17 protein-coding genes are annotated in these 26,391 nt (G+C 53.0%); 13 read left to right on the forward strand and 4 right to left on the reverse strand.

The genetic code is table 11. The features are described from left to right. Position 1: 1 nt before the first annotated feature. On the reverse strand, positions 2-787 hold the full coding sequence (locus ACJJU9_RS18775) for an ABC transporter substrate-binding protein (protein ID WP_048390145.1): 786 nt from the start codon (positions 785-787) through the stop codon (positions 2-4). Positions 788-1,605: 818 nt separating this feature from the next. Between ACJJU9_RS18775 and ACJJU9_RS18780 the strand changes: the two genes are divergently transcribed. Continuing rightward, on the forward strand, positions 1,606-1,914 hold the full coding sequence (locus ACJJU9_RS18780; RefSeq protein WP_076965378.1) for a transposase: 309 nt from the start codon (positions 1,606-1,608) through the stop codon (positions 1,912-1,914). Positions 1,915-1,922: 8 nt separating this feature from the next. Beyond that, positions 1,923-2,753 carry an IS3 family transposase gene (locus tag ACJJU9_RS18785; protein ID WP_407730991.1) on the forward strand — a complete coding sequence of 277 codons (831 nt, stop codon included), beginning with the start codon at positions 1,923-1,925 and terminating at the stop codon, positions 2,751-2,753. 22 nt (positions 2,754-2,775) lie between these two features. Here ACJJU9_RS18785 and acs read toward each other — a convergent pair whose 3' ends face one another. Further along, positions 2,776-4,737: an acetate--CoA ligase gene (gene acs, locus ACJJU9_RS18790; RefSeq protein ID WP_407729274.1), complete on the reverse strand. Its 1,962-nt coding sequence runs from the start codon at positions 4,735-4,737 to the stop codon at positions 2,776-2,778. A gap of 417 nt (positions 4,738-5,154) precedes the next feature. On the opposite strand from acs, the gene ACJJU9_RS18795 reads away from it, so the two are divergent. From ACJJU9_RS18795 to ACJJU9_RS18835, 9 genes are all read left to right on the forward strand, one after another. Beyond that, a complete protein-coding gene (locus ACJJU9_RS18795; RefSeq protein ID WP_048367889.1) occupies positions 5,155-5,418 on the forward strand; it encodes a DUF2790 domain-containing protein in 264 nt (87 codons plus the stop codon). A 143-nt stretch (positions 5,419-5,561) separates the two neighbouring features. Next, positions 5,562-5,741, forward strand: coding sequence for a heme utilization protein (locus ACJJU9_RS18800; protein ID WP_407729275.1), 180 nt, complete (start codon positions 5,562-5,564; stop codon positions 5,739-5,741). Positions 5,742-6,177: 436 nt separating this feature from the next. Continuing rightward, positions 6,178-7,428: a ribonucleotide-diphosphate reductase subunit beta gene (locus ACJJU9_RS18805; protein WP_407729276.1), complete on the forward strand. Its 1,251-nt coding sequence runs from the start codon at positions 6,178-6,180 to the stop codon at positions 7,426-7,428. A gap of 442 nt (positions 7,429-7,870) precedes the next feature. Beyond that, a complete protein-coding gene (locus tag ACJJU9_RS18810) occupies positions 7,871-9,775 on the forward strand; it encodes a DEAD/DEAH box helicase family protein (protein WP_407729277.1) in 1,905 nt (634 codons plus the stop codon). A 4-nt stretch (positions 9,776-9,779) separates the two neighbouring features. After that, the gene (locus tag ACJJU9_RS18815; protein ID WP_407729278.1) at positions 9,780-9,953 is read left to right on the forward strand and encodes a hypothetical protein; all 174 of its coding nucleotides are present in this window, start codon (positions 9,780-9,782) and stop codon (positions 9,951-9,953) included. Further along, positions 9,950-11,251, forward strand: coding sequence for an Eco57I restriction-modification methylase domain-containing protein (locus ACJJU9_RS18820; protein ID WP_407729280.1), 1,302 nt, complete (start codon positions 9,950-9,952; stop codon positions 11,249-11,251). Before ACJJU9_RS18815 ends, ACJJU9_RS18820 begins: the two co-directional genes overlap by 4 nt. Then, positions 11,199-12,761, forward strand: a complete 1,563-nt coding sequence (locus ACJJU9_RS18825) for a type ISP restriction/modification enzyme (RefSeq protein ID WP_407729282.1) — start codon at positions 11,199-11,201, stop codon at positions 12,759-12,761. Before ACJJU9_RS18820 ends, ACJJU9_RS18825 begins: the two co-directional genes overlap by 53 nt. Before the next feature lie 411 nt (positions 12,762-13,172). Next, a complete protein-coding gene (locus ACJJU9_RS18830; protein ID WP_407729284.1) occupies positions 13,173-13,412 on the forward strand; it encodes a hypothetical protein in 240 nt (79 codons plus the stop codon). 75 nt (positions 13,413-13,487) lie between these two features. Then, positions 13,488-14,531 (forward strand): reverse transcriptase family protein, encoded by a 1,044-nt coding sequence (locus tag ACJJU9_RS18835; RefSeq protein WP_407729285.1) that lies wholly within the window; start codon positions 13,488-13,490, stop codon positions 14,529-14,531. Here ACJJU9_RS18835 and ACJJU9_RS18840 read toward each other — a convergent pair whose 3' ends face one another. Next, a complete protein-coding gene (locus ACJJU9_RS18840; RefSeq protein ID WP_407729287.1) occupies positions 14,532-14,762 on the reverse strand; it encodes a hypothetical protein in 231 nt (76 codons plus the stop codon). A gap of 195 nt (positions 14,763-14,957) precedes the next feature. After that, positions 14,958-16,304, reverse strand: coding sequence for a hypothetical protein (locus ACJJU9_RS18845; protein ID WP_407729288.1), 1,347 nt, complete (start codon positions 16,302-16,304; stop codon positions 14,958-14,960). A gap of 476 nt (positions 16,305-16,780) precedes the next feature. Between ACJJU9_RS18845 and ACJJU9_RS18850 the strand changes: the two genes are divergently transcribed. Beyond that, positions 16,781-20,101, forward strand: coding sequence for an STY4851/ECs_5259 family protein (locus tag ACJJU9_RS18850; RefSeq protein WP_407729289.1), 3,321 nt, complete (start codon positions 16,781-16,783; stop codon positions 20,099-20,101). Positions 20,102-20,110: 9 nt separating this feature from the next. Further along, the gene (locus ACJJU9_RS18855) at positions 20,111-26,377 is read left to right on the forward strand and encodes a DEAD/DEAH box helicase (RefSeq protein WP_407729290.1); all 6,267 of its coding nucleotides are present in this window, start codon (positions 20,111-20,113) and stop codon (positions 26,375-26,377) included. The last annotated feature ends 14 nt before the right edge of the window (positions 26,378-26,391 follow it).

Below are 26,391 nucleotides of genomic sequence, written 5' to 3' on the forward strand. Positions count from 1 at the left end.
TTTACTTGGCTTCTGGGCCGTAAATATCGAAGTTGAAGTATTTTTTCTGGATTTCGTCGTACTTGCCGTTTGCACGGATTGCAGTGATTGCACCGTCAATTTTGTCTTTCAGCTCTTTGTCGCCTTTACGCACGGCGATACCGATGCCGTCACCGAAGTACTTGGCGTCAGTGAACGAAGGACCTACAAACGCGTAGCCTTTGCCAGCCGGGGTATCGAGGAAACCTTCCTGCAACAGGGTGGCGTCAGCCACGGTACCGTCCAGACGACCGGCTTCGACATCCAGGTAGATTTCGTTCTGCGAGCTGTAAGGCACAACAGTGGCGCCTTTAGGTGCTAAGACTTCTTTGGCGAAACGGTCGTGAATCGAACCGCGCTGCACGCCGATCTTCTTGCCCTTGAGCTCTTCCAGCGAATCAGAAACGGTTGTGCCGTCCTTCAGCACCAGGCGCGCCGGGGTCAGGTAGTAGCGGTTGGTGAAGTCCACAGACTTCTTGCGGTCGTCGGTGATCGACATCGAGGACAGGATGGCGTCGATCTTGCGCACTTTAAGTGCAGGGATCAGACCGTCGAACTCTTGCTCGACCCACGTACACTTGACCTGCATCTGCTCACACAGAGCGTTACCGATGTCATAGTCAAAGCCCACAATGCTGCCGTCCGGTGCCTTGGAGGCAAACGGAGGGTAAGCGGCTTCAATGCCAATTTTCAGCGGCTTTGCATCAGCAAACGCCTGCAAGGACAGCACGGACAGTGCCAGGGCGCCAAGAAGCACGAGTTTCTTCATCTTAGGACTCCATCGGTAAAGGGCAATAAATGCAGAGTGAGCCTGAGCCCAATATGCGGAGGTTAAACCGGGAATGCGGCGCCACGTCCTGTTGGTGTTGAAACGAGTTCAGCACTACGACAACGAGCGAGTGATCGGCATTCTAACGACAGGCTTCAAGCCGTTATTTCTTCAATGCGACAACATATTACAAATGCACCGAGAAAGGCGGCTACAAGCATTGACAGCTCTTCAAATTCGTGCAAGAGCAAAAGATATAGAACCTATATGAGTTGCAAATAGCGGGCCTATTATTCGCAAACCCTTCTATTCCGGCAAGTGTAGCCTTTAATCTAATTTTTTAAGGGCCGCCGGAGCGCTCTAAAACGGTGCCTTTGGTGTCACACAGCCCCGTTTTTGGGCGCACGGTTACACACGGGGTAACACTTGAACAAACCCCGGACCCCGCAGGAGTGGCCGCCCCGTCTTCGACGCCGCGCTTTCGCGCAGCAAACAGGACAGCGAGTCTCTTCAGCATCCCCCAATCGGTTCCCTCTCCTACGGGAGAGGGCTAGGGTGAGGGTTGCTCTTAGATAAAGATCAAAAGATCGCGAGCAAGCTCGCTCCTACAGGGCCTTTGGAATCAATCACTTATTTTATGTTTGATAAGAGGGGCCGAAGGTTGGGCGGGGATTTGATCGGCCAAATAAAAAGCCCCGCCTGACAAAGCCTGGCGGGGCTTTCTTACAACGAAGGAGGCGTCAGGCGACCTTCTGAACTGGCCTAATGCTCCCGGACACCTCTTAAGGGCGATATGATTCGCCCAATCAGGAGGTTCCATGCAAGAGCGAAAGACCTACACCCGCGAGTTCAAGCAACGTGCTGCAAGCATGGTTCTTGATGATAGCTGCTCAGTTCCTGACGTCTGTGCATCGATGGACGTTGGGCCTACCGCTCTGCGCCGCTGGATTGATCAGGTTCGCAAAGAGCGTCAGAAAGGGCAGCCAGTGGCAGGTACCAAGGCAATCAGCGACGAACAACGAGAGCTTCAACAGCTGCGAGCCAAGGTCAAGCGCCTGGAGACCGAGGCTGAAATCTTAAAAAAAGCTACGGCTCTCTTGATGTCGGATCCCGATCGTTTTTCCTGATCGAAGAGCTGAGAGAGTCGACCTCATATCCGACCCGCCTCCTTTGTAGTGCTTTGAGCGTTTCCCGCAGCGCGTTTTATGACTGGCTTAAGCGTCGTTCAGCGCCGAATACCAAGCGTGACGCGCTCAGAGCAAAAGTCGTGCAACTGCATGACGAAAGCCGGGGAAGTGCAGGCGCGCGGATGATCTCTCAGCACTTGAAGGCCCAGCAGATCAAAGTGGGGCGGCATCTGGCCGGAAAACTCATGGCGGAGGCAAATTTGGCCAGCAGACAGCGCCGTCGCCATCAGTATCGCTCTAGAGGCGTCGAAGCATTTGTGGCCAAGAACCTGCTCAAGCGTAACTTCGAGCCAACCGCAATCAATCAGGTCTGGTGCGGCGACGTTACCAGCCTGATGGTTGGTAAACGCTGGTATCACTTGGCAGCAGTCATTGATCTGTTCGCCCGCCGAATCGTTGGCTGGGCGTTCTCTCTGATCAATGACGCCAACCTGGTTAGCAGAGCGCTGAGAATGGCGGTGGAGGTTCGAGGTAAACATGCAGGCTTGATGTTTCATTCGGATCAAGGCTGCCAATACACCAGCCAGCTCTTTCAGTCCGCGCTGCTGGAGCATGGGATAACACAAAGCATGAGCCGCAGAGGGCAGTGCTGGGACAACGCGCCAACAGAGCGTTTCTTCGGGACACTCAAATCAGAGTGGGTGCCCAATAAGGGCTACACGACAGTTGAAGAAGCCAGGCAGGATATAACTAGCTTCTTCATGCGATACAACCGAATCAGGCTCCACAGCTACAACAACTACCTGTCGCCAATAGCCATGGAGCAAAAAGCGGCATAAACACCGTAATCGGTGTCCGGGATTACTTGACCAGTTCATTCATGCTCTTGTGGGTGTCGATCAGGTGTTGCACCACGCCCGGATCCGCCAGGGTCGAGATATCGCCCAGGCCGTCATATTCGCCCGTGGCAATCTTGCGCAGGATACGGCGCATGATTTTGCCCGAGCGGGTTTTCGGCAAGCCCGGCGCCCACTGGATGACATCGGGCGAGGCAATCGGGCCGATCTCCTTGCGCACCCAGTTTTTCAGCTCCTGACGCAGCGCCTCGGTCGGCTCTTCGCCACCATTAAGGGTGACGTAGACATAGATGCCCTGCCCTTTAATGTCATGGGGCACGCCGACAACAGCCGCCTCAGCCACTTTGGAGTGGGCAACCATCGCGCTCTCGATTTCTGCTGTACCCATACGGTGGCCAGACACGTTGAGCACGTCGTCCACACGACCGGTGATCCAGTAGTAGCCGTCTTCATCGCGGCGCGCGCCGTCGCCGGTGAAGTACATGCCGCGGAAGGTCTTGAAGTAGGTGTCGACGAAGCGATCATGATCGCCGTACAGGGTACGTGCCTGGCCCGGCCACGAATCCAGAATCACCAGATTGCCTTCGGCCGCACCTTCGATCAGGTTGCCCAGGTTGTCCACCAGCCCCGGCACCACACCAAAGAACGGACGCGCAGCAGACCCCGGCTTGAGCGCATGGGCACCCGGCAGCGGGCTCATCATGCACGCACCGGTTTCGGTCTGCCACCAGGTATCCACAATCGGGCAGCGCTCTTTGCCGACCGTGGTGTAGTACCAGTTCCAGGCCTCAGGGTTGATCGGCTCACCCACCGAACCCAGCAAGCGCAAGCTTGAACCGTCTGCATCTTTAACCGCCGCTTGCCCTTCAGCCATCATGGCGCGAATGGCGGTAGGCGCGGTGTAGAGGATGTTGACCTTGTGCTTGTCGACGATTTTCGACACGCGAGTGATGTCCGGGTAGTTCGGCACCCCTTCAAACAACACGGTGGTTGCGCCGTTGGCCAGCGGGCCGTAGACGATGTAGGTGTGGCCAGTCACCCAGCCCACGTCCGCCGTGCACCAGTAGACTTCGCCCGGACGGTAATCGAACACGCGCTCGTGGGTCAGCGCGGCATACAGCAGGTAGCCACCGGTGGTGTGCTGCACACCCTTCGGCTTGCCCGTGGAGCCCGAGGTATAAAGGATGAACAGGGCTTCTTCGGCGCCCATTTCTTTGGGTGCGCAGTGGGTCGAAGCCACGGCCATCAAATCGTGGTACCAGATATCGCGGTGCTTGTACCAGGCGATGTCGCCGCCGGTACGCTTGAACACGATGATTTTCTGCACGCTGGAGGTGTCAGGGTTGGTCAGCGCCACGTCGACATTGGCTTTCAATGCCGTGCGCTTGCCGCCACGTACGCCTTCGTCAGCGGTGATCACCACTTTCGATTTGCAGTCGATAATCCGCCCGGCCAGCGCTTCTGGCGAGAAGCCGCCGAACACCACCGAGTGGATCGCGCCAATGCGGGTACAGGCCAGCATGGCAACAACCGCCTCGGGCACCATCGGCATATAGATAGTCACAACGTCGCCACGGTGAACGTCCTGGCCGCGCAAGGCGTTGGCCAGCTTGCACACTTCTTCGTGCAGTTCACGGTAGGTAATGTTGCGCTGTTCGGAAGGATCGTCGCCTTCCCAGATAATCGCGACCTGATCACCGCGCTCGGCGAGGTGGCGGTCCAGGCAGTTGTAGGAAACGTTGAGAGTGCCGTCGGCAAACCATTTGATATCGACATGGTGGTCGTCGAAGGAGGTTTGCTTCACGGTGGTGAACGGCTTGATCCAGTCCAGACGCTTGGCCTGATCACGCCAGAAGCCATCCGGGTTGATGACCGATTGCTGATACATCGCCTTGTAGGTCGCCTCGTCAGTCAGCGTATTGGCTGCAACTTCAGGGCGTACGGGATACAGGGAAGCGGCACTCATGTTTCATACCTCTATATTTGTAGTTGTTGTTTTATGACCCTGTTTTAGCCGGGCCTTGGCGTGAGATCCATTCGACGTTGGTAGTAAGAAACACCCAGAAAAACCATGGTTTTTCCGCGCAAGGCTCAAGACCGATGCTTACAGCGCTTTACCCCGCGCCGACGGATTTGAAATACCTGTAAACACAGCCTGTTTTCGACGATTGTTGCAGAATCTGTCAACAGTCTTTATCAAAAGCCCCTCTATATGCCCGCCCGGCAGCGGCCTAAAATTCACCTCGCCAACCAAGGCACTGCGATTAACGCAAGTTACAGCCCCCACGAAGGCATGTTTGATCGCTCTTACTTAAACCAAGTTTCACACGCAGCCTCACAAGGGCCGCGTGACCCCACTCGACCCTAGACAGGTAAATACGAAATGAAAGCGTTGTTAGTTCTGGCCCTCAGCAGTGTGTGTGTTAGCGCGTTTGCTGATGAAGCAAGTACTCAGGTCTCGCACCAGCAACCGGTTGTAGAACACTATTCCTACTCTTCCGAACTTGATATTGCCAAAGTGATTTCCATGAGCGAAATCCCTAATGTTTGCGAAGTAGTACCGGCCCGCATGGTTTACGAAGACTCGCAAGGCATCAAGCACACTCTCGAATACCGTGTCATGGGTAACGGCTGCTCCAACGGTTGATGACGGAGCCAAGACCCCCGTCAATACATAACCAACTTATCTTCTAAAGCGGTTTAATGCGGCATTTAACTGCAACTTTAAAAGCATCAACTTATTGATTGCAGCTTTACCTGCCTGCGCTTATATCGCCAGGACATTAATAAATGAAACGCGCTTTAATCATGGCTTTAAGTCTGTCTGTACTGGCCGGTGCGGCGTTCGCTGCCGACGGTTATGACCGCACACACTCAGCCTCGTTTGCAGAAGACGGCTACAGCAAAACCCGCTCGGCTTCATTTGCCGAAGACGGCTACGACCGCACCCCAAGCCATCGCTTCAGCTAACACTGCATCGACTTAACGCCCGGTTTCGACCGGGCTTAGTCTGCCCCGCAAAAAATCTGCATGCCCCTCCCCTGCGCCCAGCGCCCGCTTTGCTTATGTCCAGGCCAAATTTAGGTCATTTCGTCGCATCGGCCGAAAAAAAACTGGCTGAAATACCCTGTACAAACCCCGTATACTTCGGCCCTCCAAAGGGTGCTAACACCCTGAGCGGGCTGACCACCAAGCTGCTCCGGCTTTTAAGGCCAGGGCGAGATGCTATCGTTACTGCATCCCCCGAGCGACAGCGGGTCGGCCCCGAACACATTCATGTTTATGCGTGCGTAAACCGCTACTGCAGCAACATTTCTTAGATCCAAGTGGCCTATGGGCCGTGTGCAAACCAAACCATCAGTGTTACCACACGGGCACAAGGCCCTCACGCAGGAGACGACACGTCATGCTGAGCTGGGACGAATTCGACAAAGAAGACGAAGGCGAAGTCGCTGTTAAAGGCGCCAACGCAGGCCACGCAACCGAAGCCAACATGGACCGCCTGGACGTAGCTGGCGGCGTTGCAGCCCAGGAAGCCCGTGCTGTCACCGCTACCGACTCGGCAGCGATCAAGCGCGCCAAAGCAGCCCTGGACAAGCTCGACATCGCTGAAGGCCTGGCAGAACTCGAAGGCGCCAGCGCTCGCGTTGCCGTTGACGAAAAAATGATGATCAACTGCCGTGCCGACCTTAACCAGCTCGTACCGTTCAAGTACGACTGGGCCTGGCAGAAGTATCTGGACGGTTGCGCAAACCACTGGATGCCGCAAGAAGTCAACATGACCGCCGACATCGCCCTCTGGAAAAACCCGGAAGGCCTGACCGACGACGAGCGTCGCATCGTGATGCGCAACTTGGGCTTCTTCTCTACTGCTGACTCCCTGGTTGCCAACAACCTGGTGCTGGCCGTGTACCGCCTGATCACCAACCCGGAATGCCGCCAGTACATCCTGCGCCAGGCGTTCGAAGAGGCGATCCACACCCACGCCTACCAGTACTGCATTGAATCGCTGGCCATGGATGAAGGCGAGATCTTCAACATGTACCACGAGATCCCGTCGGTCGCTAAAAAGGCAACCTGGGGCCTGAAGTACACCCGTTCGATCTCCGATCCGAAGTTCGAAACCGGCACCGTTGAAACCGACAAAGAGCTGCTGCGCAACCTGATCGCCTACTACTGCGTTCTGGAAGGCATCTTCTTCTACTGCGGCTTCACCCAGATCCTGTCGATGGGTCGCCGCAACAAGATGACCGGCGTTGCCGAGCAGTTCCAGTACATCTTGCGTGACGAATCCATGCACCTGAACTTCGGCATCGATGTGATCAACCAGATCAAAATCGAAAACCCGCACCTGTGGGACGCTGAAATGAAGGAAGAAGCGACTCAGATGATCTTGCAGGGCACTCAGCTCGAGATCGAATACGCGCGTGACACCATGCCACGCGGCGTACTGGGCATGAACGCGGCCATGATGGAGGACTACCTCAAGTTCATCGCTAACCGCCGCCTGTCGCAGATCGGCCTGAAAGAAGAATACCCGGGCACCACCAACCCATTCCCATGGATGAGCGAAATCATGGACTTGAAGAAAGAGAAAAACTTCTTCGAGACGCGGGTTATCGAGTACCAAACTGGCGGCGCGTTGAGCTGGGATTGATTCCGGGCTTGCGTGGAGTCGCATCAAAACCTGAACCCGTCTCATCAAAAATGAAACGGTTTTTGCGGAAAGGGTTGCCAACTGGCAGCCCTTTTTGTCTTACCATGGTGGAAAGGTAAGAGTTCGCACGGTTCCCTTTGGAAGTTTGCACCTCGCCTGATGGGCGACTCAGTGAGGCTTTCCCGTGTGTTCATCGAACAGAACGGTGCCCAAGCAGCTTTGGAGCCTGCCGCGCGAGTGTAGGTGGGAAAAGTTAATTTCCACTTGGGTCAAAGTTAAGCGGTTCAGCCAAAGTAATTAGCCCTACCCCGCTCAAAGAAAACCCGAGAGAACTAGATTCTCCTGGGGTTTTCTTTTGGCTGCTTCCCGCCTTATCACTTGTTAGACTTCTCCAGATTTGGTGCTCGTGATGCACCAGGCTTAACCCAAGGAATTCCCATTCATGTCCGCCCTTTCCGTCCTGCTGAACACTTACCGCGCTGCTTCGCTCTCCGAGCGCGAAAAAGGGACTTACTTTGAGGAGCTGATCTGCACCTACCTGCGTAATGAAGCAACCTACCGCGATCTGTACGCGCAGGTGTGGTCGTTCTCGGATTGGGCTAAGGAGCAGGGTGTAGACGGGCGTGATACCGGCATCGACTTGGTTGCAAAAACTCAAGGTACCGGCGAGTACCACGCTATTCAATGCAAGCTGTACTCCGAGGACTATCGGGTACAGAAGAAGGACATCGATAGCTTCTTCACTGCTTCAGGAAAAAAGCCATTCACCCACAGCATCATTGTTACCACAACCAACAACTGGTCTGAACACGCTAACGATGCTTTGCTAGAGCGTCATCAATCAATTAATAAAGTCGACCTGCAAGCTCTGGAAGACAGCCAGATCGACTGGGCCAAGTACCAGCCCAAACAAGCTGCCGTGCTAAAGGCCAAGAAGCAGCTACGGGATCACCAACAGACTGCGCTCAATGCCACAGCGGCTGGTCTGAAAACAGCGGTTCGCGGCAAGCTTATTATGGCTTGCGGTACGGGCAAGACCTTTACCAGCCTGAAGATTGCCGAAAAACTCGCAGGGAAAGGCAAGCGTGTTCTGTTTTTGGTGCCCAGCCTTTCACTGATGTCGCAAACCTTGACCGAGTGGACGCAGGAAAGTGAAACCCCGTTGCACAGTTTCGCCGTATGCTCAGACAGCGACGTGGGCAAAAAGCGCAAATTAGACGATGACGTGGTGCAAACCTTTACCCACGAGCTTCGCTACCCCGCCACCACTGAGCCTCAGCGCCTGGCTTCGGAAATGTCCAAGCGTCACGACGACCAGCACATGAGTGTGGTGTTCTCCACCTACCAATCGATTGATGTCATCAGCCGTGCTCAACATCAGCACAACCTGGCTGAGTTCGATCTGGTCATCTGCGACGAAGCACACCGAACTACAGGTGCTACTTTCGGGGAGGAGGATGAAAGCAACTTCGTCAGAATTCATGATGCCGACTATCTTCGCGCCACCAAGCGTCTGTACATGACCGCCACTCCGCGCATCTATGGTGATAACGCGAAGATTAAAGCCGAGTCCGGGGACGTAACACTGTGCTCGATGGATGATGAAACGCTCTATGGCAAAGAACTGTACGTCATCACTTTCTCCGAGGCGGTCAAGCGTGGTCTGCTGGTTGATTACAAAGTGCTGGTGCTCACCGTCGAAGAAAGCGCTATCAGCCGCCGCCTTCAGGAACTGTTAAAGGACGAAGACAACCAGCTCAAGGTCGATGATGCGGCCAAGATCGTCGGTTGCTGGAAAGCTCTGGCCAAGCAGGGATTGACTGACGATTTAGTCGGTGACAATCAGCCGATGAAGCGTGCCGTGGCATTCTGCCAAGTGATTTCGCCTGACTACAAGGGCAGTAAACACAAAGTCAGCTCAAAGAACATCGCAGGGATGTTCCAGTCGGTGGTAGAGGCTTATCAGGAGTCCGAAGAGATCGAGGAGGCTGCACGGCTTACCTGCGAAGCCGATCACGTCGATGGCGGAATGAATGCCAGTCAGAAAGAAACCAAGCTGTCCTGGCTCAAGGAAGAAGCTCCGGAAAACACCTGCCGCATTCTCAGCAACGTGCGCTGCCTGTCTGAGGGCGTGGATGTACCTGCCCTGGATGCTCTCCCAGGTGGATGTGGTTCAATCGGTAGGCCGAGTGATGCGCAATGCACCTGGCAAAAGGCGTGGTTATGTGGTGTTACCGGTGGTCATCCCTGCCGGAATGGAGCCTCACGAGGCACTCAACGACAACCAAACCTACAAAGTGGTCTGGCAGGTTCTCCAAGCCCTGCGCTCCCACGACGACACCTTTGATGCCATGGTCAATAAGCTCGACCTCATCGGTCACGACCCGCGCAAGATGGAAGTCATCGCCATCACCGACAAGGTAGAAAAAAGCAGAAGAGCAGCTCGGGCACCAAAAATAAGGATGCCGGTAAAGGTCAGTTCGGCATTGGAAGCAAGAACCGGCACGATGCCCCTGGCCAAATGACAGAACAGGCCGACCTGACCTATGAAGTGGGCGAAATCGAGCGCGCCATTTACGCCAAGATCGTGCAGAAGTGTGGCAACCGCCACCACTGGGAAGACTGGGCAAATGATATCGCCAAAATCGCCCGTACCCACATTGATCGCATCCAAGGCATTCTGGAAAACTCCGAATACACGGAGGAGAAAGCCGCCTTCGAAGCCTTTGCGACAGAGTTGCGTGACGACCTCAACGATAGCATCACCGATGGCGAGATCATCGAAATGCTGGCCCAACATCTGATCACCAAACCGGTATTTGACGCCCTGTTCGAAAGCTATAGCTTCGCGCAGCACAACCCCATGTCACAGGCCATGCAGGGGGTGTTGGACGCGCTAGATGAGCACCGCCTGGACAAAGAAGTCGACACACTACAACGCTTTTATGACAGCGTGAAACTTCGAGCCCAAGGAATCGACAACGCTGAAGCCAAACAAAAAATCATCCTAGAGCTATACAACAAATTTTTTACGAACGCCTTCCCTCGACTAAAGGACAAGCTGGGAATTGTCTATACACCAGTCGAGGTGGTGGACTTCATCATCCACAGTGTCAACGACATACTGAAGAGCGAGTTCGGCCAGACACTTGGCAGCGATGGAGTACACATCATCGACCCATTTACCGGCACTGGCACTTTTATTACTCGTCTCATGCAATCGGGCCTGATGACACCAGAGCAGGTTAAAGAAAAGTACAAAGATCAGATTCACGCCAACGAGCTGGTATTGTTGGCCTACTATATTTCCGCGATCAATATAGAAGCTGTCTATCACAGCTTGGTCGGTGGCGATTACGTGCCCTTTGAAGGCATCTGCCTGACAGATACCTTTCAGATGTATGAAAAGGACGACTTGGTCAACGAACTCCTAGTGCAAAACAGTGCCCGTCGCACGCGACAGAAGAAGTTGGATATTCGAGTGATTATCGGTAACCCGCCCTATTCCATTGGGCAAGGTAGCCAGAATGACAACAACCAGAACGTAGCTTATCCGCACCTTGACAACCGGATTCGCAAAACGTATGCCGAGCGTTCCACTGCGACGCTCAAAAACTCGCTGTACGACAGCTATATTCGAGCTATTAGATGGGCTAGCGACCGCATAGGTGGTAGTGGCTTGGTTGGTTTTGTGACCAACGCAGGATTCTTGGATGCCAACACGGCAGACGGGTTGCGCCAATGTTTGGCTGAGGAATTTTCTAGTATCTATGTGTTCCACCTGCGTGGTGATCACGCGCACATCTGGCGAGCGCTCACGTAAAGAAGGTGGAAAGGTATTTGGCAGCGGCAGCCGAGCCCCAATTGCCATTTCGCTTCTGGTGAAGAACCCAGATGCTCGAGAACATGGCCAGATTTATTTCCACGACATTGGTGACTATCTAACCCAAGCCGAGAAACTTGAGAAAATCAGCGGCTATGCCAGCATTTCTGGAATTACGGCAGCGAACGGCTGGCAGACCATTATCCCCGATATCCATGGCGACTGGCTGAGTCAGCGTGATGACAGTTTTGGCGAATACATTGTGTTGGGTGATAAGAAGGGAGTTAGCAAAAAACTCTTCTCTAACTACTCTAGTGGAGTAAAAACTAACCGTGACGCTTGGTGTTACAACGCTAGCAAGAAGCGCATAGCTCTTAATATGGCTAGTATGATCGACTTCTACAATGCAGAGGTGGAACGTTTCGGCGACGCCCACTCAGGTGTAGAAAAGAAAGTTCGAGAAACCAAAGTAGACGGCTTTATTGACACCAACCCTACGAAAATCAGTTGGGATTTTGCTCAAAAGGTGGGGGTGGTCAGTGGTCGAATTGGAGCTTTCGACAAAACTTCAATAGTGCGCAGCATGTACCGCCCGTTCACTAAAAGCTGGCTTTACTTTGATGGATTTTTTAACAACCGTGTATACCAAATGCCTAGCATATTCCCGGATGCAACGGCAGAAAATCGGGTGATTTGTGTTTCAGGGAAAGGAGATAAAGTCTCATTCAGTGTATTTATCACCGAAATTGTGCCCAGTCTGCATATGGTGGACATTGATGGCTCTCAATGTTTTCCGCTATATCTCTACGCTGATGAGACTGATGGCGGCGAGGCAAATCCCAAGCAAGCTGGGTTATTTGATGCACCAGCCCAACCCCAGCGAACTCGTCGCACTGCACTGTCCGATGATGGATTAGCTCATTTTCAGGCATCTTACCCCGGAGAAATAATCGGGAAGGAGGACGTGTTCTATTACGTTTACGGCCTGCTGCATTCGCTGGAATACCGCGACAAGTACGCCGACAACCTCAGTAAAGAGTTGCCGCGCATACCCGCAGTAAAAACCGCTGCTGATTTCTGGGCCTATTCCAAGGCAGGCCGTGCACTGGCCGATCTGCACATTGGCTATGAAACCTCGCCCATGTACCCCGCCAACGTGCAAAGCAGCGCCACCAGTGACAGCGACTACCGTGTCGAGAAGATGAAATACGGTAAGAAAGGCAAAGACAAAGACCTCACCACCCTGCATTACAACGCCAAGATCACCGTCACGGGCATCCCGCTGCAAGCCTACGAATACATCGTCAACGGCAAGCCCGCGCTGGATTGGGTAGTCGAGCGCCAATCTGTCAGCACCCACAAAGACAGTGGTATCGTCAACGATGTCAACGACTGGGCCTGCGAAACAATGGGTAACCCACGCTACCCGCTGGAGCTATTCCTGCGCGTAGTCACCGTTAGCCTGGAAACCATGAAAATCGTTAAGTCCCTCCCTCCGCTCGATATCTGATCGAGAGCATGTCACCGGCTCTTCGAAATGGCCGGTGACATTTGCCAGTTGAATCCCTCCCCTGAACTCAGGTACAACTATTAGCGCTGGGTGTTACCGCCCAGGTGCTCTTTAAACATGGTTATCAATCGGGCTTGCAGTTGGTGGTCGGGAAACTGACCAGCTTTGGTGTTCCCCAGAGCTACCTTCGCCCCACACCTGTCGTCATTCCGATGTGCTCAGCGCTGAGGGTTTCGTGGCAAATGTCACGAGGCTGTCAGCGAGGTTCCATCGGGTAATCGACATAAATGCGGCGGACGGCTTATCAAGGATTTGATAAGCAGAACTGTGGTTTGTAGCGGCATCTTCAAAGTTCCATTCGGCCCGGAATGCTTGGCGGCGGGGCAATTTCGCCCGTCTGGAGCTGTAACCATGAAAGATCTAAAGAACGTAGCAGGTTCTCAAACCTGCCTGCGCACGCACAACACTGAAGATGCCCGCGTCATCGTACAAACTGCACCCCAGCAACCGAGTCAACGCAAATGGGTCAAGCTGAAGGCTGTTGCCAAACCGGTGGCAAAATTTATCCTGTACCGTTCTGCAATCTGGGTCTGGGATCACTCAGGGAGTATTTGGGATTGGCTTTGCAGTAATGTAGGGCCTTTCCTATGACGCAACAAACCACATCATTCGAATTCTAGTGAGGCCGATCCAGTGATCGGCCTCACGTCATTTTGGGGACAGGAAATGGATGCTCCGCTCTATCCCTTCAAGCCGATCCACAGCCTGAAAGCGCTGTCATTAACACTTGGTGAGCCCGCCGATCTCCTCGAAAGCTTGGCCAAGCGCAGCTCCAACTTGTATCGTCATGTGCCGCAAACCAAAAAAGACGGCACCCCCCGTGATACCTACGATGCTTACCAGCCGTTGAAAAGAATCCAACGGAAAATCGTAGACCGTTTGCTAGCGCGTGTTCGATTTCCGGCATATCTCCATGGTGGGATCAAAGACCCGGTGAACCGCCGAAGCATTTATTCCAATGCTAAATCCCACGGCAACGCTAAGCTCGTGCTGTTGCAGGACATCAAGGACTTTTTCCCTTCGATCAAGGTGCAGCATGTTCAGCAGATATTTGAGAGTCTCTTTGGTTTTTCTGAAGATGTTTCGAAGCTACTAGCCCTGCTGACCACCCGTGATGGTGTTGTGCCGCAGGGGGCCAGCAGCAGTGGCTACTTGGCCAACCTAGTGTTCTGGGATGTCGAACCCATGCTGGTGACCAGCCTGAAAGCGCAAGGGCTGAGTTACTCGCGATTTGCCGATGACATCACGATCTCGTCCATGACGCCCCTGGATTCAGCGATGCTCACGAAGCTGGTCTCAGCGGTGACTCGTATGCTGGCTGAGAAAGGTTGCTATCAGAAACGCTCCAAGCTGCACGTTCGCCGGCGCGGTCAAACTTTGAAGGTGAAGGTCATCGATGAGTTCGTGCCTTTGACCGTGACGGGACTAACCATCTTTAACCAGGTTCCAGGCATACCCAAGGCCGAACGTAAAGCGATACGGGCAGCTGTAAAACAGTTGGAGGATCAGGCGGAGCATGGCGCGATCTGGACTCAGCTAGAACCACTGGCTCGTCGAGTGATGGGGCGTATTGGCCGATTGATTGCCTGTGCTCATCCGGATGGTGAACGCTTGAAACAACGACTGCACACACTCAAAACCCGTAGCCAGGTTGCACTGCTGGATCGCTATACCGCTGCACAGCCTGAGTCGGCACGTTCAGTCGAGTGACTACAGCTCGACGGCCAGGCTCTTAATTCCGAGCCCGGCGCAGAAGCGGCCCACTGCCGTGAGCGAGTGCCAGTGTCTGATCGGCTCACGTCGCGACCGTACTGGCAGCCATTTGACCCCAAGGCGTAGCTCCAGCCGCCAGACCTCGCCCTCGCGCAGCACGCGGAATTCCCGCGCGGCACCGGTCTCGACCAACGCGGCCAAGGTGTCCTGTTCGATGGCTGTGCGCATACACCGCTCCTCCACTCTCTTCAAGCCACGCCACACCTTTCTGGTATAGCGCAATCTCGGAGCCCGGCTACCAGGTTGGCCCTTCAGTGTCACCAGGCTGTGGATAACTGTGGGGGGCTATTCACCATAACGTCCAATTACGCGCACATCTTTTTATGAAGGACGAGGGATATGCGCCCAACTGCGACCGATCGCCTATCGGGGGAATAACAACCTGAAAGCGAGGTTCACGGATTTTCCTTTACTCGCTTGCAGTGGCCGGTAGGAACTGAAGTCCTCCAGAACTTCAGTGTGCGGATGACGATATCTCTTATGAAGAGGATTGGAGCTGAACACGCTGAATTCGGGGCGGATTTTATCCGCCAATCCGGTGTGCCAATTTGCTCTCGCCCCGTGATGCATAACTTGCAATGCAGCGAGACTTTTCACGCGATGAGGGCCCAGGAAGGCCCGCATACTGGCAAACCGTGCATCGGTATCGAGGTAACCATCACCGGTGTAGAGCAGACTGTTCCTGCCAGTCGGAATAGACTCGAACCAATCGCGCCAATCGCGCCAATACCAATAAGGGTCCCGTGAATAACCCGCAATAACATCCGTCGTGCATGGTTCTTTCGGTCCGGCGTACAGAAACAGGGAGATCAAATTGTTGTTTTCTTCATGACCACTGAAGTCAAACTCCTTTGCGTACAACCTTTTCAGCACCTCCAAGGCACGGGTTGCAATGCTCTTGACACCGCCAAGCAGATCGCTGCGCAAACGGGAGACCTCATTGCGAAATACCGCCGAGGCCATCGGTGCCAGCTGCGCATCGTTGTACGGCATGAACTCCCAGCAGCTTGCGACCACCAGCGCTGTTCCAACCTTCATGAACACAACGCTTGTTCCATTTCTAGCAGCCTCCGCCATGCGCGAGGCATCGAACCTCTTGTCTTCCGCTGCACCTAGGCTGGATAAATCCTCGGCATCAACTTCTACGGAAATAGGCTCCGCACGGCGACGCTCTGCGCGCTCGACACCTGGAATCGGTGGCCGTTCGGGTTGTGGAGAGATGCCTGTATCACGGGACGGTTCTTCAAGGGTAGGCCCGCCTGAAGCAAACAAAATACGTTTGACGTTAGATTCCGGCAGAGCAGCAATGAACGCCACCGGATTCACCAGAAAACTAGTCAAGCGCGAGCGATGGCCTCGATGGGCGTGAAAGGCAATAACAAGCCGTTGCCAGAGTGGCATATATGGCAGTAGAAGGTCACCAACATCGAAGCGCTCCAGCAGCTTCACAAGTCCGCTGATGTGATCCTTATCGAAGTGTGAAATGGTAACCAGATCAAGGTAGGGACGCCGGCCCGCAGGCGGGCGGATGTCACGCTCCAAACCGTCCAGCGCACTATCCAGATAAAGCTGGGAGGAAGAGGTACCGCAGTCATACACCCAGTTGAATTGGCTGCTAGCGGTTCCGTTGAGCATCACAAGGCTCCCCGAACTGAACAACCCTTGACCTACGCCGTGGAACCCATAATGAACTTGCAGACCCCATTTCATACTGTGTGGAATTCCTTTTGCTTTTACGGAAAATCGCTGAAGGAGGTATTGAACTGTCTTTCGCTCAACATAGCCATAGCAAAACGCCATCTCACACGATGCGACCAAATTCCGCATCACGAGGCAGCACTCCGATAGTCACCCAAGGGGCCTGCCAAGTTCAGTCCACAATCGCCTCGGCTCACCCAATCATGAGTCCCACTCCCGAATCGAACTCGCCACCAACCCGCGAGCGGCTTACGGTGAACGCTCCATAACGTCAAGAGCAGCGTGCTCAGCCGCAAAAACAGCGAAGCTGTTGCGAGCAGAATTGCCGATTGGAGCGGCCGAGCTATCAAGATTCAAATGTCGACGGCGTTTCGCCAAGATGGCACAGTGATACACGTCTCAGAACCTGAGGTGGTGCAGCTGTCGGCGTCGTCAAGGGCGGTGCTGTGTTGCATGCATGTGAATCGTCGGCATAAGGATTTGCGTCAATGACCGCGTACACCCCTGCTGTAAATCCCATAAAAGCTTGGCTCAGTGAGTTTTTGCTCACCCGCGAGCTATTTAAAGGGCCAAACGGTAAACCACTGTACAGCTACCAACTGTCCGAACACGAGTACGCCTCCTTACGAGATTTACTTGAAAAGTACCTGCGCCTAACGTCCAGTCCAGTTCAGGCCATACATCTGGGAGCATGTTTTTGTTTGTTCGTCAGTGAGCAGTACCGTAGGAATTACAATAGCTCGTGGTCCTGGTCAGGCGCTGAGAGCGAGCTGACCATCTCACTTTCACACAGCCAGCATGCAACCTTAACCAGTAAAGGCCTGGAATACTGGAGACGCCCTATTCGGTACCGCGAAAACGGTAGGGATTGGCTAGGGTCTCTTTTCGCAGAAGGCGGATTACCTTGGCCCCTAGTTCAAAGGGAATCTCATGGCTTTGGCAAAGCCGTCAAGCGTGGCATTAATCTTTTCAGTGCAGGTAGCAGCCACCGAACAACTGCTGACCTAATCGCAGAGCACGAAGATGAATTACCAATTTCCTTTCGCAATCTAGAAACCAGGCAACTGCTCGCCGGCATTGTTGAACAGTTGATGCATCTGGCTGAGCAATACCCGCTGAAGGATCAAAAAGACCCAGCTGCTTACCTAGATAAAGTCGCTCCTGAGTGGACAGAAGCCTTTCCAATCCCTCTCGATGAAACTAACGCTAGAGGTCTGATTAATGATTGGCTACATGATGCTGGCAAGCAGCGCCTTGATAGAAAAGAGGCCTTAATCCAAGCCAGAGCATTCACCTGTGAGCATTTTCTATTAGGCACACTGCCCGACTGGAGCATTAGGACAGAGCTGGCCTTGCCAAAGGAACACTCATTTGACATTGATGCCCAGCAGCTGGCAAGTACTCGGCTCGATCAAGCCTATTACGAAGGTGAGCACATATTAGCTCGTGGGCCTGCGGTGTATGCCCAGCTGAACGAGTCGCGTCTGACGATCCGCTTCTCCAATCCATCAATATCAATAGAACGTCGCCGGCTAGGCGAACCTGTCACGCTGCGCTTACTCGACAATGGACGAGTTGTTCAATGTTACCAGTTCGACGGCAGCGAGTTGGATTACGAAGAAACGCCGTTAGTTTTTGAGCAGCGGGCTGATTGCTGGCAATTGGTCGGAACATCTTCTTGCGGTGTCGCTGGTGAGTCCGCACGTATTCGCATTCCGACCAAATTTAGTTTTTCGTCAGACGGCCTCGCACCATCGCTGCTGACTACCGACAAAGAGAACGGCCAGTGGCTGGATCTACGGGCCGATGTATCGCTCCAAAACGGCCCTGACCTCTATCGAATCGAATTAAATCAGAATCAAAACGAACACCGAAAACCCGCTCTGGCCGGTGTTCAGGGGCTCTATGACAGTAACCCAGGTGTTGTATATTTGGGTTGGCCACGACTGGAGTTGCCCGAAGACTATGAGTTTGGTTTGGGCGATATTCTAGAATTTGCCAATGGGCAACCCCTGGACACTCTTCGCCGTACCGGGCCCTTCGGTGTCGTTCGTTACACCTTGAAAAACCGCACGGGAAAAACGCTTTTAACACGACGCTTTGCCGTCCTACCCAAAGAATTCAGTACCTCGTTGCTTCCCGCAACCACTGAAAAACCTGCTCGATTGCAGGTTAAAGGTGCGCTCCAGCTTGACTTAAAAATCGACAGCTCGCTGCTAATGGCCAAGCGATTGGAGTCTGATCACTCCGCAACCACTTTCAGCCTTATTCATCGAACCGATACACCTCCTGCTGGTTTTACGCTGGAGATCGACCAGAAAAACAGCAATCAGCCACTACGACTTCGCCTCCCGTACCCGTATCAAGGAGCCCGGCTTATTGGACCAGACGACCGGCCCTCACGAGCACACGAACTTACGTTACCTGAGCTGATAGGTCATCGCATCGCATTGACCTCAGGGCAAACTCAAGGGCAAAGTTTCTACATGCAACTGGAACTGGTGTGCGAGGCGCTGCCACATCCAAAACGGCACTATGAGATCAAAGTAGGCTCATCGCCCACGCTGCTAAATTTATTTAGCTACCAAAATGACATGCTGCAAATGCTAGGAGCAGTCGACGAACAAGATGCGTTTATCAGACTCACCCTAGAAACCGAAAAGCGTGCGCTCAGCCTGAATATCAGACGGTACAACGGCCGCTTACAATGGGAAAGTCGAGACACATTCACGATCTGCGAAATAAGTAACGCGACAATTTTGAATGACACCGAAGTTGAAGCAATGTTGCTTTCTGATCCTAAACAAGCGCCAGTCAAAATTGAGGAACTCAAGAGCCAGGATGTTGGCACCGGGCGATTTATTTTACCCAACACCATGCAACGTGATGGTCCATGGCTAATCTATCCAGCCAAAGATAGTAAAACTCAATTTCGCCCGGCACTGTTCGTGTCGGCTTCGTCGATTACTGAAATTCAAGCTGAAGTTTTTTCCCTGCACAGAGCGACACAGGTTTTCCACCCAAAAAACAACCCAAACGCCATCAGCCAACAAATCACCGTCATGGCAAAAGAGTTCGGACACAGTGGTTGGCAATATTTAGCGGATTTGAAGCAACATTACGCGCACCTGCCGTTGTCGTCATTTGAAAGCTGGAAGGCACTGTCAAAGCAACCAGACGCGCTGGCATTCGCGGTGCTCCGACTAGAAATGGACGAAGCGTTCTGCGCTCGAATTCGCGATGAGTTGGCGGTGATCTGGGAAGCAATTCCTCTCCCCATTTGGTTCGAAGCGCATGCACGATTTTTACAAGGGCTGATAGCATGTGGCTTGCCGGAGATTCTTATCAAGAACCTTGAAACGAATCGCGCGGCCGTGTTGCGACTTGTGGTTTCCGGCTTTGATTATTTGGGCGACTACCTAAGTACTGGCAATAAAAGCAGTCTGACCAAAATCCCTCCCCAATTGGTGGTACCAGGCTGGAATCAAGCCTTACGCCAACAACACGCTACCGACAGACAGTGGCCTACCGATCTTACTGCGGAGTTGACTAGCTGGCTCCTTCAGAATCCGATACCTGAATTCTTGAGAGAGATTACCCCTGTTGGTTTCACTAAAGCGGTTTCTTACTTACCAATTTTTTTGGCGTATGTGACGGCAGGCAAAGCCACCCTAAATGATCTTCCTGTGCCGATGGCGTACCTAAAATTCGCCATTCGATTGGTTTCTGATTTTGACCGTCAGGGATGGTTCGCACCTACTCACGCACTGATGGTTTCGTATTTGCTAGCCTCCGAAGACGAGGCATAAGGAGTTCCGATGCGTTTTTTCACGGATTTAATTGAGCAAAGCCTTAACCGCACGCGGGAAGCAACCCTAGGTGTCCTAGGAGTTAACGAACCAGGGCTTCGCCGTCATCTGAACGAAAAAATGGTTGATGAATTGGGGGCCGATGGCTGCTTTTTGGCTCCGCCGGTTTTCGAACATACGTTTGGCTGGAAAGAGTCGGAAAAACGTCTTCTCGACTTAGAGGGGTCATTGCTCTCCAAAAGCCTGCTCAATACATTACAAAACGCCCATGCGTATGACTTTCCTAGAGAAGCACATCCCTATACGCACCAGCTTCAGGCTTGGCGAACGTTGCTTAACGAGAAACCTCGATCTGCCATCATTACCAGTGGCACCGGCTCGGGAAAAACAGAATGTTTCATGGTACCTATCCTTGAAGATCTAATCCGGGAGCGTGAGCGAAATCAGTCATCCTTGATTGGGGTGAGAGCGCTATTTCTCTATCCTCTCAACGCCCTAATCAACTCTCAACAGGAGCGATTAGATGCATGGACCCGTGCGTACGGTAAAGATATTCGGTTTTGTTTATACAACGGTAAAACTGAAGAACGCGAAGGGGTCATTCGTAAGATTCAAGAACAGAAACCCAACCAGGTTTTGTCACGGGAGCTTTTGCGCAAAGAGCCCGCGCCAATATTAATGACCAACGCGACAATGCTCGAATACATGCTGGTTCGTCAGGTAGACAATCCTATCCTGGAGATTTCAAAGCAACAGCATTCTCTACGCTGGATTGTCCTCGACGAGGCACACACTTACGTTGGTTCTCAAGCCGCAGAAATGTCCCTCCTGCTGCGCCGCGTCGTTCAAGCCTTCGGTAAAAATCCTGAGGAAATTCGTTTTGTCGCGACATCGGCCACCATCGCCGGGGGTGAGGCCGAAGAAAAGTTGAAACGGTACCTTGCAGATCTCGCAGGAGTGCGGCTAGAACAAGTCGACGTCATTGGAGGATCTCGTGTTTGGCCGGATATCTTGTTCGACTCGAAAGTCGAAAAGGCCTCGCTGGAGGTCGTGCAGGCTATCGAGGATGAACAAGAAATATCACCGACCCGTTTTGATGCTTTAGGACGCAATTCAATAGCACGCGCGTTAAGGCATGCGATTGTTAACTCGACGAAACCGTTAGATTTAAATGAATTACTGACGATACTGAAATCCGAATTGATGCCTGGTTCGCGGCTGGAGCAGCAACGGGAAGTGTTAGGTTGGCTCGATGTATCAACTGGCACCCGACGCCATAATGACGAACCGCCGTTTCTTAAGCTACGGACCCATCTTTTTCAACGAATGCTTCATGGACTATGGTCCTGCATAGACTCCAATTGCACTGCCAAATCTGCCAGTCTGAATGAATGGCCATTTGGCAACGTCTACGTTCATCAACGTGCACGCTGCGAATGCAACGCGCCAGTGTACGAATTAGGATTTTGCGATGACTGTAAAACTCCGCATTTGATTGCAGAGGATCGCAACGGGGTTCTTCACCAATTGAGCCCGTACGCAGGAGATGAGTTTTCTCTGAGCTACGAAAGCGGCGAAGAAGAGACGTCGCCTGAACGTGAGGTAACCGGCCCCACTACTAGTCGTACTTACGCACAACGTTTGGTAATTGCCGGGTTGCAGGTCGCACAAGATCCCTTTTTCAGCGTCAGCCTCGATCTCGACACCCACGGCTTATGTGCTACTAACTCAGCGCGCCCTATCAACATTACTATCGCTGAAGAGAAAGCGGCTTGCTGTAGTCACTGCGATCACGAACTTCCAAACAAAAAAAGCTTTCTGAGAAAAGCGTACCTGGGCGCTCCATTCTATGTTGCGAATGCCGTCCCGACGGTGCTGGAGTTTTGCCCAGATGCCGACAAAAAAGACAGCAATGAGCGCTCCCCAGAAGAATTACCCGGTCGGGGTCGCAAGCTAATTACGTTCACCGATAGCCGTCAAGGTACGGCACGTATGGCCGTACGCATGCAACAAGAAGCCGAGCGTTCGCGGTTGCGTGGCTTAGTGTTTGAAACGCTTCGGAACGTTCAGGCCAAAGCTGATGCGGAACCTAAAGACGTTCCTACTGGCAACTATGATCTGCTGATGCACCAGGCAGAAGGCTTAGAACAGTCGGGAATGGGTGTAATGGCGGCAGAGCTACGCAGACAAGCGGCCGCGCTACGATCCGGCAGCGCCCCACAAAAACGAATCGTCAACGTCGATTGGGCAAGCATGGTGTATGAGCTAGCGGCCTCCAAAGATGTTGAACAGTCAATCCTGCGTTACAACCGCTACGCCAACCCTGTCCTATTTGACGGGAGCCAAGGTGGCGCAACCATGGCTCGCTTACTTTTAGCTCGGGAATTTTCCCGACGCCCAAAAAATCAAAACAGTACGGAGACTCTCGGCCTCGTAAAAGTAACCTACCGAGGTCTCAAAGAAATTAGCTCTACACCGCCGATGTGGACGGAAACAAACGCGGTACCGTCGACAGGACCATTTTCGGCGCCTGAAACTCGCTTAACGCTTGAGGATTGGCACGACTACCTTAAAGTCGCACTTGATTTTTACGTGCGCGAGAACACCTTTATAAACATGGATCGCGACATGCAATCCTGGATGGGCAGCAGGTTCACCCCAAAATCGCTGTTCTCTCCAAAAACCGAGATGGAAGAAAGCACAACAGTAAAAAAATGGCCTCAAGTAAAGTCTGGAAATCCGCATCGGTTAGTAAAACTACTGGAACAAGCCACCGGATTGAATCGGACAGTCGCTACAGATGCGGACAAAATCAATGCTTGGCTAGAGGCGGCATGGTCTGCTCTAACACAGGCGCTCATCCTGGAGCCCGCAGACCCTGGGCATCGTCTGAAGCTAGAAACACTGACCTTTTCGCTATTAGAAGAGGGGTGGCTCTGCCCGATAACACACCGCATTTTTGACTCAACTTTTCGTGGGCTGACCCCCTATTTACCCATAAAGTTGCGTCCGCAAGACTATCGTTGCCAGAAGATCCAACTCGCCTCGCTAGCTAACCTCCAGATAGACGGTAGCGCCGTGGCCAAGCAATTGCAGATTCGTGCGCAGGTCTTACAAGACCCGGTCATACAGCACCTTCGGTCTGAGAATCTCTGGACCGATATCAGCGACCGTACCGTGGAAGGCGGATTTTACTATCGAACCGCAGAACATTCGGCTCAGCAGTCGGCCCAGAGACTCGATGACTATGTTGATCTGTTTAAGAAGGGTGATATCAACGTACTCAACTGCTCCACGACTATGGAGATGGGCGTAGATATTGGGGGCATCTCTGCGGTGGTGATGAACAATCTGCCGCCCCACCCTGCCAACTATTTGCAACGGGCCGGACGCGCCGGACGCCGTAGTGAGGCACGCGCGATAGCCTACACCTTATGTAAAGCGGACCCTCATAACCAGCGCGCGTTTGCACAGCCTAAGTGGCCATTCATTACCGCCATTCCCGCTCCCACCATTACTTTAAGCTCTTCTCGCATTGTTCAGAGGCACGTCAATTCGCTGCTCCTGTCTATTTTCCTAAAGTCAAAAACCGGTAGTGACGGTGACCGAACCAGGCTGACCCTTCAATGGTTTTTTGGCGGGGACGACTCACCCTGCCAGCAATTCAAAAGCTGGCTGACTAGTTGTCAGACCGAATTCGCAGACCCAATCAAACGCCTTGTCAGCGGAACCTGCTTAGATGGCTGCCTGCTCAGCACAATCTCAGCCGAGACTCAGGAAAGCGTACGTATTCTGGAGGACCGGTGGCTTGAAGAGGCTCGAAAGCTCAACGCTAAGCTGCAAGCGGCGACAGATTTACCGTACAAGAAAGCGCTAGAGCTGGAGAAAAAACGTCACGACGGTGAGTACTTGCTGCGCGATCTCGCGTCCCGTGCGTTCCTTCCAGGATATGGATTCCCTACCGATGTCGTGACACTCAATACCTACAATATTGAGGACTTCAAGCACCAGCGAACTCATCCTGAGAGTCGTGAAGACAGCATTTTCAACAACAAAGAGCTACCGTCTCGCGGTTTAAACATTGCGATCCGAGAGTATGCACCTGGGTCGCAAGTGGTAATCGATGGGAGAGTCTATCGTTCGGCAGGAATCAGTTTGCAATGGCATGCATCAGGCCAAGTAAACGAAGCACAAAAATTTGATATCGCCTGGCGATGCTCAAATTGTGGCGCGACAGGCGTAATCGAAAACGCCTACACCAACAGCTCCGAGCTAACGTGCTCACACTGCATGCACGCAATTCAACCAAACGAGCGCCGAACCGTCCTTCGCCCTGGCGGCTTTGTAACCGACTTCTATGAGTCCACAACAAACGACATCACTTCTCAGAAGTTCATCCGAGTCGAACGACCTCGCATCCAACTGACTGGCGAGACGATCTCGCTGCCCGACAAGCGGTGTGGTTTCGTTCGATTTGGTCACGATGGCAGTGTGTTCCATCATTCATCCGGTGAACACGAAAAAGGTTACGCCGTGTGCCTAACCTGCGGACGTGCAGATTCAATGCTCGCCTCCGGTGACATTCCTAAAAATCTCCTTCCAGATCAGCTACACCGGCCAGTGGGCGGGATCACAGGCAGTCGTAAAGAGTTCGACTGCCCCGGCACGGCAGTTAAGCCTAACCTGTTCTTGGGCTATCAAATTCGCACCGACGTCATGGAGCTTTACTTGAGAAGTCCCCAGACAGGCCTGTGGCTCGGAGATAGTCTGGCAGAGCAAACCATAGCCACGACTCTTGCCGTTGCGCTACGCGACGTAATCGCCGAACTCTTAGGTATTGCCAGCACAGAAATGGGCTTTGGTTTCCGTCTTGATCGCGATATCGAAAGTGGACAAGGGCGAACGGTCATTCAGCTGTTCGATGAAGTCAGCGGAGGAGCCGGGTTTGTCCTGGCTGGCTTAGCGAATACAACCGAGCTATTACGTAAAACGTTAGGGAAGCTGCATTGCCCGGTTAATTGCGAAAACGTCTGCTCGCACTGTCTTGCAGGTCAAGACAGTCGAGTGGAGCGAGAGGAGCTAGACCGTGGACGCACCTTGGAGTGGCTGACTGTGTCGGGCCTAATCGAACATTTAGACTTGCCCAGCGAGTTTGAAACTGTGGTGGGGGCTAGTTATTGTTCAACCGGCCCGATCCGCTATTTGTCCTCTGCGATCAATTCAGCGGATCGTGGTGAAAACGACACCTCTATTTGCCTGGTGATGAGGGGAGATGCAGAGGACTGGGACCTAGACCACCCTTACTTCCGTGAAAAGATCCTCACTTGGGCAATCGCTGACAAACTCAAGGTGAAACTGGCAATTCCTTCAGGAGCGTCGCTAAGCAAAGAACAGAAGAACACCCTCTTTGACCTGGCTAGCCTTGGGGTTGGGATTGAGGATATCGACAACACCCTCCCACTGATCAAGCCTTACCTAGTGGCTCAAATTCACTCCAAGTCGGGTATCAAGAGTCTTTTTAGCAGTGATGCCTCCGCTGCGATTCCCGGAGCCGGATGGCTGAGTAGCAACGACGGAATAGTATGGGCTGGAAGCGACTGTGTTTCTGCTTGCGGTGGTCAGTCTATCGACGTCCGGACCTGGCGCCAATTTGAGCAAGGTGCACGGGTCATCGAAATCACCCACGAACTTGACGGGCCTATTAGCAGCTTGCATAGACGTCTCGCTACTCTCATTGAGAAGCACGCACCCGAACTGACTGAGTTGATTGCCACGGACCAAGCAGCAGTGGTCAGCTATTCCGACCGGTATTTGAAATCTCCCTGGTCGTTAATGTTGTTAAGCGGTTTTCTTGAACTTTTCAAAAATGAAAAACTTGAGTCGCTTCGAATTCAAACGCTAGCATCCAGTGGCGATCAGTCCAGCAATCAAATTAGTCATGACTGGAGGTTTCAACCTGATCAAGAAGCACTTCTTAAGCTTTGGTTGGGTAGCCAGTTCTCTATCTCACCTGAAATTGAAATCAAAGAACGAAGCCGGGAGCTTCAACACGCGAGAGTGATAACAGTAGATTGGGTATCGGGTAAGCGCAGCAAAGTTTTCCTTGATCAAGGAATGGGATACTGGCGAGGTAGAATGCCGTATCGCGACCAGATGGGGTTTGACTTCCGCGCTAACCACGAGAGCCAAGCGCTACAAATGCTGGAGAAATATAAAGTGGCGCAAATGTGTCCTAGCGGTGAGTGGCCCACTTACATGAGCCTGCTCGTGAGCTAAGCCAAGCACCCAAT

Origin of the sequence: Pseudomonas helleri (genome assembly GCF_045830615.1) — a bacterium.
GTDB classification, from domain to species: domain Bacteria; phylum Pseudomonadota; class Gammaproteobacteria; order Pseudomonadales; family Pseudomonadaceae; genus Aquipseudomonas; species Aquipseudomonas helleri.